Source organism: Bacillus sp. EB V-12 (assembly GCF_056158125.1).
Map to the genome: position 1 here is coordinate 450,787 of NZ_JBUXJL010000002.1, position 12,784 is coordinate 463,570.

Sequence of the window (12,784 nt, forward strand, 5' to 3'; positions counted from 1 at the left end):
GTTGGGCGATGAAATTTACAATTATGTCAAAGGGAGATCAATCATCAGATACACTGGCAAGCACGATGAAAGAGTACTTGCTAGATTTTGGATTTATAATGGATGAAAAGGAACCCGATATTGTAATTTCTGTTGGGGGAGATGGAACGCTTTTATATGCATTTCATCGTTATTATAATCGATTGGATGAAACAGCATTTGTTGGTGTACATACAGGACATCTAGGTTTCTATGCAGATTGGTTACCGACAGAAGTAGAGAAATTAGTAATTGCGATTGCGAAAACACCATTCCAAGTGGTGGAATATCCGCTTTTAGAAGTTATTATTCGCTATGTGAATGGAAGTAAAGAGTCACAGTATTTAGCGATGAATGAGGCGACTGTAAAAAGTGCAGAAGGTACATTAGTAACAGAAGTAGAAATACGCGGAGAATATTTTGAAACATTCCGCGGAGATGGCCTTTGTATCTCTACTCCTTCAGGAAGTACCGCGTATAATAAAGCGCTTGGCGGAGCAATTATTCACCCATCTATTGAAGCGATTCAAATTGCAGAAATGGCGTCCATTAACAATCGTGTATTTCGTACTGTAGGATCGCCACTCGTATTGCCGAAGCATCATACATGTGTGTTAAAGCCAGCTGCAGGAATGAACTTACAAATTACAGTGGATCATTTAACGATGGTTCATCAAGATGTGAAATCAATCCAGTATCGCGTCGCAAACGAGAAAGTACGATTTGTTCGTTTCCGCCCATTCCCGTTCTGGAAACGAGTTCGTGACTCGTTTGTTGCAGATAAATAGAAAGGGTTATATATTTGAACAGATTTACATTGAAATGGGATATAGGGCCGGCTGAAGAGGGAACTTTAGTTAGGGAATTTTTGAAAACGAAAGGTATTTCTAAAGCCGCTTTAACGGATATAAAGTTTCATGGCGGAGCAATTGAAGTAAATGGTCAACATGCGAGTGTTCGTCATCAGTTGCGTGCTGGTGAAGAATTACGTGTCTTTTTTCCAGTGGAGGAAAGAAGTGAAGGGATGATGGCAGAAGATATTCCTTTATGCATTATATATGAAGATGACGCGGTTCTTATCATTAATAAAGAGGCGAATATGTCAACGATTCCGTCTAGAGAACATCCGGCAGGAAGTGTTGCCAATGCGCTGTTATCTCATTATGATAAGCAGCATCTTGCAAGTACAGTGCACATCGTAACACGTTTAGATCGTGATACTTCGGGGCTTATGCTTATTGCAAAAAATCGTTTCGTGCATCATCTTTTATCGAAGCAGCATCAACAAAAAGCTGTGAAACGAACGTATGAAGCAATTGTTCACGGAAAGATTGTAGAACGAGAAGGAATGATTGATGCACCAATTGGTCGAAAATCTGATAGCATTATTGAGCGAACGGTTTGTGAGGATGGACAAAGGGCAGTTACTCATTTTAAAGTAATTGATAGTACATATCATAAGACACATGTAGCGCTTGAGCTTGAGACAGGAAGAACGCATCAAATTCGTGTGCATATGGCTCATATAGGACATCCATTACTTGGTGATAGCTTATATGGAGGGAGAAGGGATGAAATGAAACGGCAAGCACTTCATAGTAAATCTTTGACGTTTTATCATCCTATTTTAGAGAAAGAGATGTCTTTCACTATAAAGCTTCCAAGCGATATGCAAGAAGTGTTGCGGCATACTTAAAAAAGGGAACAAAATTCTTATATTATAAAGAATTTTGTTCCCTTTTTTCTTAGCGGAATAATATTAAAATTTGGTTTTCACCCGTACGCTTTATAACGAAAAATCCACTTTCGGCTTTTGTAGCAATGCCATTGTCATTTGGAAGGCAAAATTCATGTGCTTCGCAAGTGCCGTCATCACGTACTAACATTTGTCCAATTAATCCGACAGGAAGCCACTCGGCGCGATCTTTTCTTGCTACATATTTGCGAGTTGGATCCCATTCTGTATTTAAAAGAGGTTGTATTTCTTCGGTTTCCGTCCATACATATTGGCGTTTTCCAAAGTTATCTGTTTTATAACGTTTTTCCCAACTTAAAGCCCCGCTATTTCCTATAAGGGCAGGGGTTGCACTAGATATTCCTAAAATGAACGAGTCGTGTGAAGTAGCTATCCGAATTTTTTCTTCGCTACTAAATGTAACGAAATAACCGACATCAATAGGTTTATGATCTTCGGTTTCAAACATTTGTGCAAAATCCGTTCCACTTGCATTGTAAGACGCACCCTCAATGTACATTTCTCCATTATGGGCAAGCCATTTAGCCCCGATATTATGGTCGGTGTCGCTTACACCATTTGCAATAAACCAAGAATAAGCTTCTTCTGCAGTGCCGAAGCGCCCCATAATATGGCTACCTGCAAAATGAGCTGTTGATGTATGATGACCTTCCGCATGAGAAGAGGATCCGTTAGCGATAGTTGCGGTTCCTTCTGCGTGTGCTGCTTCGCCTAAAGCAATCGTCTGTTTACCCTCTGCATGAGAATAAGCTCCGCCTGCTGTCGTTTCACTTCCCTCACTATGGGAACTATGTCCGGTTGCTTTTGAGTTTGATCCCTCTGCATGAGAGAAAGAACCTTTTGCGTGTGTTAATAAGCCTTCCGCATGTGCTGCCATGCCCTCCGCATGAGAGTGAAGCCCTTCCGCATATGCATATCGGCCGCCCCTTTTAACTTTTGTATTTTCAGGTGTAGGTGTCTCAATTATGAGTGGTTTTTCAGTTTGTATATCATTCGATGAAGCCAATGCCTCTTTTATTTTTTTTACTTTGTTTATAATAGCAGCTGGAATTTCTGGTTCCACTTTTTTATTTATTGCTACAGAAATATTTTCTTCCGTCTTTTCTTCTGTTTGATTAGAATGTATTACCTGTTCATCTTGATTTGAGAGCTGTTTATTTTTTTGTTGCATCTTTATTTTTCTGCGATCGATTATGCGGCTCATCACAGCATTTTCTAAAGAGACATATGTTGGTTTTACTTTGCTTTTTTTTGATGACTCTTGTTCTTCCAGTTCTTCTATCGCTGCAGCCCGAATACTACACCAGTTGTTAATTCCGTACATGGGCAGATATAAAGGGGGAAATTTTCTTTTTTGTTTAGAAGATTTTTTCTTCATTCTGTCACCTCCTGCGACATTATATGTAGTGTAATTAAAAAAAGATGCACTTTATTGCATCTTTTTTTAATTACTTTATCTAGTTTTATATGAGATCTGCCTAAATAATACGGTAATCTTTCGCTAAGTAAGGTAGTTATGAAATTGGACGGAATTTCTCAGCGACAAAAGGTAAAGAAGAAGGAACAGAGATAGTCTCCATTTCAGGATAACGTAATCCGGTTAATTTGCCACCAAATACAGCACCAGTATCAATATTGACTGTCTGATTGACGAATCGAGGTTCTGCTACTGGTGTATGTCCATATACAATCCAAGCTTGCCCCTTGTACTCTTGCGCCCAATCGCGACGGACAGGTGAGCCATCGGCATGCTTTTCTCCTGTAATATCGCCATATAATACAAAGGTTTGTACTTTTTTATCTCGTCTTCCTATGTAATCTTGCCGAATCCCAGCGTGACATACGATTACTCTTTTTTCATCTAGTATGTGGTAGAGCGGTGATTGTTCATAAAGAGTGATAAACTTTTCTTTTATAACGTTTTGCTTATGAGAAGGAAGTGCCTCATATTCAGCAACAGTTGTTTCAAGTCCGTGAGCGACTGTTACATTATGCCCAAGGAAAAATCGATATAGTTTATTACAGTGATTTCCAGGAGCGTAATAAGCTTCTTTTTTATGTATGACAAGTTCCCATACAATTTCAATCATACGTAATGAATGAGGACCACGGTCTGTAATATCGCCAACGAATGCAAGTTTACGTTGGTCAGGGTGAACCGGTAGACCGCTACTCCAGTTATATCCTAGCTTCTCTGTTAAATTTTGAAACTCTTGGAAGCATCCATGAATATCTCCTATAATGTCATATTTCATATTTAAACCTCCATCGTATTTTTCATTAGTATATCTAAAAAAGGATAGAGATAAAAATATAGCATTTTTGTGTTGTTCATTTAAACATAAAGATTTTCGTTCTTGAGCGAACATTTAAAATGAATCCAATCGCAATCATGTATGTAAGCAGTGAACTTCCTCCGTAACTCATAAGAGGTAATGTTATCCCTGTAATGGGAAGTAATCCGATTGTCATCCCGATATTTTGGAATACTTGGAAAGTAAACATTCCGATTGTACCAGCGCAAATGTAACTACCGAAAGGGTCATTACTTTCTAAAGCAATATGGATCATTCGAAAAATGAGTAAGAAAAAAAGAGAAATAATGACACTTGCGCCTAGAAATCCAAATTGTTCAGCGACATTAGTGAAAATAAAATCTGTATGTGGTTCTGGAAAATATACTTGTCCATTTTCCCACCCTTTTCCTTGCATTTCTCCGGATCCAGTCGCTAAGAATGCTTGTCTTAATTGATAGCCTTGTGCATCATATTTGTAAGGTGCTAACCATCCGTAGAAGCGATTTAATTGATATTCTTTTAAAATGTGTGCTTTAAAGAAATCTGTGTGAGTAAAAAAAATATATATTAATGTAGATCCAGCAACGAAAGTACCTGAAACTAATCCAAAAATAAAACGCCATCGGATGCCAGAAACTAGTATCATTGCTGCAAGCATCGCTGAAATGACCATTGTGTTTCCTAAATCTGGTTCTTTTGCAATAAGTAGTAGTGGTGGCAAGCTTGTCGCAAATATTTTTCCAAGTAGTAAAAAATCGTCATGTATCGTTTGGGAAAAATATTTCTCATTATGATTTGCTATAATTCTTCCAATGACGATAATTAAAAACAATTTCATAATTTCAGAAGGCTGAAAATTTCCAATGCCTGGGAGCCTGTACCAAGCGGTAGCGCCTTTAATTGTAACGGCACCTGGTACTTGAAGTTCTAGTCCAATAAGTAGTACCATTGCAAAGCTATACAAATACCAAGCAATTTTTTGATAACGATCGAAATCGATAATCATAATAACACCAATGGCTATAAATCCAATGAAGTACCATTGGATTTGCTTTAGTACAAAATTGACGTTTTGTAAAAATGGCGGTAAAGAGGCTTGCGCACTTGCAATAGCACAACAACTAACAATCCCAATGGCAAATAAAATAAATAGTAATACGTAGTCTATTTGATATTGAGAATTTGGATCTTTCAATGTAGGTATTCCTTTCTACTGCTCTTTATAGTAATGGATTTTATCCCGCATTAATGGGCAGTAAGACCCCCACCTCAAAATTCAGCGAAAGCGAAGAAGTTAGGTGGGGGATCAACTGCCCGTAAAAGCCCGATTGGTGAGAGCTGATTAAAGTTTCACTTTATAGTATGAGAAAGAATGTATGAACTATACGAATGATTCACATATAGTCCATACACTTTTAATTTTGCAGAGTAGTTTAATTGTTTAGCTCTTTAATAATTATATCCAAACAATGGGAGAGACGTACATGTGCGTCAGGAAAAATATCTAGTTGATGAAGATAGTATTTTAAGGAACTTTTACACCATTGGTAAGCACTAAGTAGAGCTGCTCTATAGTCCGTAGTATTTTGTAAAAAGCCATATTCTTTTGCTGTTATAACAAGGTGTGTGAAATCTTCACAACCTTGAAGGAGCTTATTGTGTATTTGTTGTCCAGCATGGTAGCGAAATTGACTTAAAGGCTCAGAAATGTATATTGCATTTCCTTTAGAAAGTAAAGAAATCCATGAGGCCATATCAACACTACAAGAATATTGTCGCTCTTTAAGGGTGCCAAAAGGTTCAGTGAGCAATTCCTTTCGGAACAAAGTAGTTGTAGGCTCACCGATAATGTTGTGTCCGCCCTTTAACATCCAATTACCTAAAAATATCCCGTTTAATGGGGTGTCTTCACTATATAACCTTTGTGTTGGATGGGAATCACCTATTAGATTTCCATGATCATCAATGCGTACTCGATAAGAAGTAACAAGAGCAAGATTTTTATTGGGATCTTGCTCAAAATAGGTCATCATTTTTTGTATTTTATGCTTATAAAACACGTCATCGTCCATTAAAAAATTTATATACTCACCATTTGATTTTTCTATGAGCATAAGGTCATTGTGAAATTGTCCTAGAGTAGGGGTATTTCGAATGTATGTTATATTTTTATAATTTGGTAAGTATTGTTCGCGTATTAAAGTTGCTGTTTCATCATTTGTGCTGTCATCTCCAATGATAATTTCAATATTAGAATAAGTTTGTGCCAATGCACTTTCTAGAGCAATTTTGAAATAATGAGGCCGATTATAAGTAGGAATAAGGATGGAAACGAGAGGTAGATTTTTTTCATTCATCATACATAACTTCCTTTCAGAAGCTTTTTTTTGTAAGAACAATATCTTGGTAACTTGTATATTCATGTCTGCCGCACCATAAACCGTAATGCGGCTTATTGATTATTTCTAGGCCGTACTTATTCAATAGATTGCAAATATCTGTCTCAGGATAAGCAACTGCGAAATTCGGAATATCTTTATTTACAACGTAGCAATTTTCGATTCGATGATAAAAACCTAATGTACTTTGTCCTGCATTTAAATAATAGGACGATTCAGGATTTATAAGAAAGAATGTAATGAAACATCTCCCGTCTTTTTTTAATACACGTACAATTTCAGATACGTAATGTTCTAATTCTTTTGGAAGAAGATGCGTAAATACAGAAGTTAAAAAGATAAAATCGAATGTCCCGTCTTCATAGGGAAAACGATATTGAGAGGCATCTTCTTTTCCTTCTGGATTATAGAATTGATTGTATATGTCAACATGTTCAAAGTGAAAATTATTACGCATAGTTGAAATGTTATTTTGACACCAAGCAATTCCATCTTTAAACAAATCAAATCCATAATACGCCCCATCATCATTTAAGTAATTCAATAATGGTACAGCCATTCGGCCGACGCCGCAGCCTACATCTAATACTTTTTCATTTGGTTTTAAAGCGCCAATTTGAATAAAATGCTTTAGGAACTCTTTTCCAACTCTTTTGAAGTCGCCACCTACATATTGGACGAGTTCAGGAGGGGGGAGTAAAGTCATTTCTTTGTTAATTTCGCTCATGAGTATACCCCTTTCTTGTATGAGAAGATGCAGTAAATCTATTAATAAAATTTTCAATTTGTAGTGAGAGAACACAGGAAAACAATTGTTATATGTAGGGAGATTCCGAAAAAGAATACTTAATTGGATTAGAAGTAAGAGAAGAATGAGTGAAAATGGAATCTCCTATAGATTAAATCTTTTTTATTCTTTTCTCCAATAAACGCCAAATACATCAATTTTAGTAATAGGGGCTTTTAAATTTCGTTGGTTTCTAAAGTCTGTCACAGCCTCAGCGCATGGCGGTAGCCCGTAGTCATCGATAATTATATAGCCACCTTTAGAAACTTTATCATATAAGTTCACGAGACCATCCATTGTGGATTCGTACATATCACCATCAAGCCGTGCAATTGCAATTTTTTCGATTGGTGCTGTTGGTAAAGTATCTTTAAACCAGCCTTTTAAAAATTTCACTTGATCATTTAGTAAATCATATTTTTTGAAATTCTCTTGTACTTGTTCTAAAGAGACGCGTAAGTAATCGAATGTGTGTAAATAATCACCGTAATCTTTTGGATATTGTTCTAGATTCGGTGCTGGCAAACCTTCAAATGAATCTGCAACCCACACATTACGATTCGTAATGTTGTTTGCTTGTAAAAAACCATTCATAAAAATGCATGAACCTCCGCGCCATACACCTGTTTCAATAAAATCACCTTCTATATTTTCACGAACAACGGTTTCCATCGCCTCTTGTAATTGGTTCATACGTTCTCGACCAATCATACTATGTGCTGCTCTTGGCCAATCCATTCCATCATGGCGTTCACTTTTTGAAACATTTGGTTTTACAATTTTTAAGTTATGGTTTTCAGCATATTGCTTAATGAATAAAGGGAGGGGGACTGTAACTGGCTCGAATTCTAGTTCTTTCGAAATATGTAGAGATGCGGGTAAGTATGCCTCATATTCTAACCATATTTCAAATAAAATTGTCTTCTTTAGCAATTCGAGATAAAGCTGAACAGCAGATTTACTTTCCATATTTGTGCCTCCTGCAAAATGTCATACAACAATATGATTATGTAGATAGCGAATGTTTCATGATTGAATTTGAAATTGAAAAAGCAGTAAAACTGATATCAGTTTTACTGCTAAGTAAAAAATTAAGCGATTTTTTCAATAATAATAGATGCATTTGTACCAACAGCTAATGATAGCCCAAGCCCTGTAACGATTACTTCAACTAATGATGGAGTTGTCGTAATTTGCGTAATTGCTTGAACAACGATAGGTGCTCCAACTGAGATTAAAGTGGCCCCAGTACCTGGAACAGATACCCCATTTACTTGGATTGTAAGTCCTCCTAATAGACTTACTGCTGCAGTGTATACGATAACGGTAATTTTATAGAATCCAGTTTGACTAATTACAAAAGTATCAGGATCTAATTGAGAAATTGCTGTACCAAACTGAGATCCAACAGTATTAAATGGTACTGGAGCATTAAGTCCAATATCCAAAGAAATCCCAGCGGAGTTAAATGCATACAATCCTGCTGGAAGTCCTAGTCCGGATGGTCCAGTAGGTCCAGTCGGTCCAGTAGCCCCAGTCGGCCCCGTAGGTCCAGTAGCTCCAGTGTCACCAGTCGGCCCCGTAGGTCCAGTAGCCCCAGTGTCACCAGTCGGCCCCGTAGGTCCAGTAGCCCCAGTGTCACCAGTCGGCCCCGTAGGTCCAGTAGCTCCAGTGTCACCAGTCGGCCCCGTAGGTCCAGTAGCCCCAGTGTCACCAGTCGGCCCCGTAGGTCCAGTAGTCCCAGTGCCACCAGTCGGTCCAGTAGGTCCAGTTGGCCCCGTAGGTCCAGTAGGTCCAGTTGGCCCGGTAGGTACAGTCGGCCCCGTAGGTCCAGTAGGTCCAGTCGGCCCGGTCGGCCCAGTCGGAAGGGTAAACGGTGGTATCGGTGGTAATGTTGGTCCTACAAGATTAGGGTCAAATGCACTAGCAGATAAAGATTCATCGGGATTTAATCCATTTGAATAATTATTATTTGACATAAATTCACCTCCATAAAGCGTTCATTATATAGTAGATGCAAAACCGAAAGAAAATGACACGGACATTTGAATTATTGAAAAGAAATCTTAAACTACTTGAACAATTTAAAAAAATGGAAAGTTTAGTATATGTATAACATATGATTGATTTGGAAGAGGGTGATTATGTTGAACAAGCAAGGAATTACAATTAGTTTATGTATGATTGTTCGAGATGAGGAGGAGACAATAGCCCGTTGTTTAGAAACAGTTGAAAAAATTGTGGATGAAATTATAGTAGTTGATACAGGTTCCGTCGATCGAACGAAAGAAATCGTAGAGAAATACACTTCTAACATATATGATTTCCAGTGGATTGATGATTTTGCAGCAGCAAGAAATTTTTCTTTTTCAAAAGCGACGCAAGAGTATATATTGTGGCTAGATGCAGATGACGTCTTATTAGAAGATGCTCAAGAAGCATTGAAACTTTTAAAAAGTGAATTAGATCCTAAAATTGATGCTGTTTCGATGCCTTATCATCTTGCAATGGATTCTAACGGGAAACCTTTATATTGTACAAAAAGAAATCGACTTGTAAAGCGTGAAAAACAATTTCAATGGTTTGGAAAGGTTCATGAGTATTTAGCTATTTCTGGTGAGGTTTTTAGTAGTAATGTTGCTATTACACATAAAAAAGAAAAAAAAGTAACAAATCGTAATTTGAAAATTTTTCAAAATACTGTAGCGGCAGGTGAAGAATTAAGTCCGAGAGATTTATTTTATTACGCAAATGAATCGACGGATAACCAAAAATATGATGATGCAGTTCTTCTATATGAAACATTTCTTAATCAAGACGAAGGATGGTATGAAGAGAAAATTTATGCATGTGGTAAGTTAGGAGATTGCTATGCAAAGCTCGGAATGTGGGAGAAGGCAATCGAATCTTGTGTGAAGTCGTTTCGGTATGACGTCCCTAGAGGAGAGAATTGTACAAGAATAGGATATATATATATGGAACAAGAAAAATATAATGAAGCGATATTTTGGTTTAAACTTGCAACGGAAGTACCAATGGCAACGGAGAGTCCTTTCCATAGTCCAGCTAGCTACACATGGTTACCCTATTTACAAATGTGTATTTGTTATAGCAGGTTAGGGGAGCAGGATAAAGCGTATTATTACAATGAATTAGCAGCTTCTTATGTTCCAAATAATGCTGCAATTGAATATAATCGTAAATATTTTCGGGGGGTTTTTGATAAACCATATAAAGTGTAATAGGTTTCGTTTTTTAGAAATGATGTATCTTTATTCTAACTCTAATAGATTGGTTATATATTAGAGTATCAGTAACGTAACCAATATAAATAAAAGATTTTATACTACTATTTGTGGGCTAATAATCAGTGGGGGATGAACAAAATCTGCACTTTATAGAATTCATATGAGATTTATATTTCTAATTCAATTTGCATAAGGAGTGTGTGAAATGAGTCGCGAAAAAAGTTCTTTATATGAAGAAAAATCCGAGCATTATTATAATGCAGCGAATCCGAATTTATTAAAGCATATAAAAAAGGAATGGAAAGAAGTTCTTGATATTGGTTGCTCGAGCGGTGCATTGGGAGCAGCTATTAAAGAAAACGGTACACGTGTATCAGGAATTGAGGCATTTCCAGAGGCGGCAGAAAAAGCGAAGGAAAGACTAGATCATGTTATTTTAGGGGATGTAGAAAAAATAGATCTTCCTTATGAGGAGGGGCAATTTGATTGCGTCCTATTTGGGGATGTATTAGAGCATTTATTTGATCCGTGGGCTGTGATTGAAAAGGTTAAGCCATATATAAAGCAAAATGGTGTGATTTTAGCAAGTATACCAAACGTTGCTCATATTTCAGTATTAGCTCCCTTGCTTGCTGGAAATTGGACGTATACAGAATATGGTTTATTAGATAAAACACATATTCGTTTCTTTACATTCAATGAAATGCTAAGAATGTTTTTAAAAGCAGGATATTCAATTAGTAAAGTAGATCGTGTATATGTTGATCATAAAATGTATGAGCCGCTTATTGAGGAGTTATATGGAATTTGTAAAAAATATCGTCTTGGAAGTGGCTTCATGGCTGAGACAGTTGTATTTCAGTATATTATTGAAGCTGAAAAATCACAATTATGAGTGCTGCAGACAAAACAATATTATTTGTTACATGTATAAATGATCGGAAATTGTATGCAAACTGCGTTCGACATATATTGCAATTGTTAGTACCGCCAGGGTATATTGTACAATTTATGCCGATTCGAAATGCGAAAAGTATGACGAGTGGATACAATCAAGCCATTTCGCATCCAGCGAAGTATAAAGTGTATTTACATCAAGATGTTTTTATTATAAATAGGGCTTTTTTATACGGATTACTTCAATTATTTGAGGAACATGAACACCTTGGTATGATTGGGATGGTTGGAGCGCAATATGTTCCTCCGACTGGTGTATGGAACGAAGGGCGTGGAATTGTAGGAAAGGTCATTGGTTATATGAATGATTTGTTTTATATGGCAAGTTTAGAACAACCGTATCATGAATCAAAAACATTTATTCCTGTAGAATGTATTGATGGTTTATTAATGGCGACACAATATGATGTTCCGTGGCGAGAAGACTTATTTGACGGATTTGATTTTTATGATGTATCTCAATCATTTGAATTTAGGAAAGCAGGATATACAGTTGGTGTACCTGTACAGCGCGATGCTTGGTGTATCCATTATCATTTTGATGTGAATATGACGAACTATGAAAAGTATCGGAAAATATTTGTGGAACAATATATGTCAGATATAAATAAGGAAGAATAAAAGGGGGGACAAAAATGAAAGATCATACAATATTAGTCGTTGTTTGTGTAAATAATGAGGAGCTTTTCAAACAATGTGAGAGCCAAATAAGAAACATTTTTGTTCCCCCAGGTTATGTCGTGCAAATTTTTCCGATACGAGATGCACAAAGTATGGCAAGTGCATACAACCGAGCCCTTTCATATCCAGCGAAATACAAAGTGTATATACATCAAGATACATATCTTATTAATCGAGACATGTTTTCTACACTTATATCTCTTTTTAAAGAAAATGAAAAGCTTGGTTTAATAGGAGTCGCTGGGGCTCAGTTTTTACCGAATAACGGGATATGGTGGGAAGGAAAAAATTTAGTAGGGAAAGTGATTGAGTATAGAAGATGGAATTATCAATTATTAAATTTAGATCAGGTTTTTTATGGTAATCAACCATTTTTGTCAGTTCAGGCAATTGATGGCTTATTCATGGCAACGCAGTATGATATTCCGTGGCGAGAAGATTTGTTTCAAGGGTTTCACTTTTATGATGTGTCACAGTCTTTAGAGTTTCAAAGGGCTGGTTATTTAATCGGTATCCCAAATCAAGCAAATTTATGGTGTATTCATTACAACGGGGATGAGTTTGATGCGGATACATATGAGAAGTACCGGAAAGTGTTTGTAGAACATTACAAAGATATATTATCTCCATCATAAAGGAGA

13 protein-coding genes are annotated in these 12,784 nt (G+C 36.8%); 6 read left to right on the top strand and 7 right to left on the bottom strand.

Annotated features, from left to right (window positions below; translation table 11 throughout):
- Positions 1-8: 8 nt before the first annotated feature.
- Positions 9-806 carry an NAD kinase gene (locus ACZDYH_RS08905; RefSeq protein ID WP_000673190.1) on the top strand — a complete coding sequence of 266 codons (798 nt, stop codon included), beginning with the start codon at positions 9-11 and terminating at the stop codon, positions 804-806.
- 14 nt (positions 807-820) lie between these two features.
- Positions 821-1,714 carry an RluA family pseudouridine synthase gene (locus ACZDYH_RS08910; protein ID WP_001079136.1) on the top strand — a complete coding sequence of 298 codons (894 nt, stop codon included), beginning with the start codon at positions 821-823 and terminating at the stop codon, positions 1,712-1,714.
- A 49-nt stretch (positions 1,715-1,763) separates the two neighbouring features.
- Here ACZDYH_RS08910 and ACZDYH_RS08915 read toward each other — a convergent pair whose 3' ends face one another.
- The 7 genes from ACZDYH_RS08915 to ACZDYH_RS08945 all read right to left on the bottom strand — a co-directional run bounded on the left by ACZDYH_RS08915 (position 1,764) and on the right by ACZDYH_RS08945 (position 9,236).
- On the bottom strand, positions 1,764-3,152 hold the full coding sequence (locus ACZDYH_RS08915) for a peptidase G2 autoproteolytic cleavage domain-containing protein (RefSeq protein WP_434713761.1): 1,389 nt from the start codon (positions 3,150-3,152) through the stop codon (positions 1,764-1,766).
- Positions 3,153-3,288: 136 nt separating this feature from the next.
- Positions 3,289-4,029, bottom strand: coding sequence for a bis(5'-nucleosyl)-tetraphosphatase PrpE (gene prpE, locus ACZDYH_RS08920; RefSeq protein ID WP_474886196.1), 741 nt, complete (start codon positions 4,027-4,029; stop codon positions 3,289-3,291).
- A 76-nt stretch (positions 4,030-4,105) separates the two neighbouring features.
- Positions 4,106-5,266: an FtsW/RodA/SpoVE family cell cycle protein gene (locus tag ACZDYH_RS08925; RefSeq protein ID WP_000654702.1), complete on the bottom strand. Its 1,161-nt coding sequence runs from the start codon at positions 5,264-5,266 to the stop codon at positions 4,106-4,108.
- Positions 5,267-5,504: 238 nt separating this feature from the next.
- A complete protein-coding gene (locus ACZDYH_RS08930; RefSeq protein ID WP_012593172.1) occupies positions 5,505-6,431 on the bottom strand; it encodes a glycosyltransferase family 2 protein in 927 nt (308 codons plus the stop codon).
- A 13-nt stretch (positions 6,432-6,444) separates the two neighbouring features.
- Entirely contained in the window at positions 6,445-7,197 is a 753-nt protein-coding gene (locus ACZDYH_RS08935) for a class I SAM-dependent methyltransferase (RefSeq protein ID WP_001289841.1), read from the bottom strand.
- A gap of 183 nt (positions 7,198-7,380) precedes the next feature.
- Positions 7,381-8,226, bottom strand: coding sequence for a TylF/MycF family methyltransferase (locus ACZDYH_RS08940; RefSeq protein WP_000444386.1), 846 nt, complete (start codon positions 8,224-8,226; stop codon positions 7,381-7,383).
- A 122-nt stretch (positions 8,227-8,348) separates the two neighbouring features.
- Complete coding sequence (locus ACZDYH_RS08945; RefSeq protein WP_000069728.1) at positions 8,349-9,236, bottom strand: BclA C-terminal domain-containing protein; 888 nt, start codon at positions 9,234-9,236, stop codon at positions 8,349-8,351.
- Between the two features lie 165 nt (positions 9,237-9,401).
- Here ACZDYH_RS08945 and ACZDYH_RS08950 point away from each other — a divergent pair, with 165 nt between their 5' ends.
- From ACZDYH_RS08950 to ACZDYH_RS08965, 4 genes are all read left to right on the top strand, one after another.
- Entirely contained in the window at positions 9,402-10,499 is a 1,098-nt protein-coding gene (locus ACZDYH_RS08950; protein WP_000932915.1) for a glycosyltransferase, read from the top strand.
- Positions 10,500-10,710: 211 nt separating this feature from the next.
- The gene (locus ACZDYH_RS08955) at positions 10,711-11,400 is read left to right on the top strand and encodes a class I SAM-dependent methyltransferase (RefSeq protein WP_434713765.1); all 690 of its coding nucleotides are present in this window, start codon (positions 10,711-10,713) and stop codon (positions 11,398-11,400) included.
- On the top strand, positions 11,397-12,083 hold the full coding sequence (locus ACZDYH_RS08960) for a glycosyltransferase family protein (RefSeq protein ID WP_434713767.1): 687 nt from the start codon (positions 11,397-11,399) through the stop codon (positions 12,081-12,083). The genes ACZDYH_RS08955 and ACZDYH_RS08960 overlap by 4 nt, the downstream gene beginning before the upstream one ends.
- A gap of 14 nt (positions 12,084-12,097) precedes the next feature.
- A complete protein-coding gene (locus ACZDYH_RS08965; RefSeq protein ID WP_000651528.1) occupies positions 12,098-12,778 on the top strand; it encodes a glycosyltransferase family protein in 681 nt (226 codons plus the stop codon).
- Positions 12,779-12,784: the final 6 nt, after the last annotated feature.

Coding starts and splice junctions, on each gene's coding strand:
- ACZDYH_RS08945 (WP_000069728.1), bottom strand. CDS start 9,236: ATGTCAAATAATAATTATTCAAATGGATTAAATCCCGATGAATCTTTA.
- ACZDYH_RS08930 (WP_012593172.1), bottom strand. CDS start 6,431: ATGATGAATGAAAAAAATCTACCTCTCGTTTCCATCCTTATTCCTACT.
- ACZDYH_RS08905 (WP_000673190.1), top strand. CDS start 9: ATGAAATTTACAATTATGTCAAAGGGAGATCAATCATCAGATACACTG.
- ACZDYH_RS08915 (WP_434713761.1), bottom strand. CDS start 3,152: ATGAAGAAAAAATCTTCTAAACAAAAAAGAAAATTTCCCCCTTTATAT.
- prpE (WP_474886196.1), bottom strand. CDS start 4,029: ATGAAATATGACATTATAGGAGATATTCATGGATGCTTCCAAGAGTTT.
- ACZDYH_RS08940 (WP_000444386.1), bottom strand. CDS start 8,226: ATGGAAAGTAAATCTGCTGTTCAGCTTTATCTCGAATTGCTAAAGAAG.
- ACZDYH_RS08950 (WP_000932915.1), top strand. CDS start 9,402: ATGTTGAACAAGCAAGGAATTACAATTAGTTTATGTATGATTGTTCGA.
- ACZDYH_RS08955 (WP_434713765.1), top strand. CDS start 10,711: ATGAGTCGCGAAAAAAGTTCTTTATATGAAGAAAAATCCGAGCATTAT.
- ACZDYH_RS08965 (WP_000651528.1), top strand. CDS start 12,098: ATGAAAGATCATACAATATTAGTCGTTGTTTGTGTAAATAATGAGGAG.
- ACZDYH_RS08935 (WP_001289841.1), bottom strand. CDS start 7,197: ATGAGCGAAATTAACAAAGAAATGACTTTACTCCCCCCTCCTGAACTC.
- ACZDYH_RS08960 (WP_434713767.1), top strand. CDS start 11,397: ATGAGTGCTGCAGACAAAACAATATTATTTGTTACATGTATAAATGAT.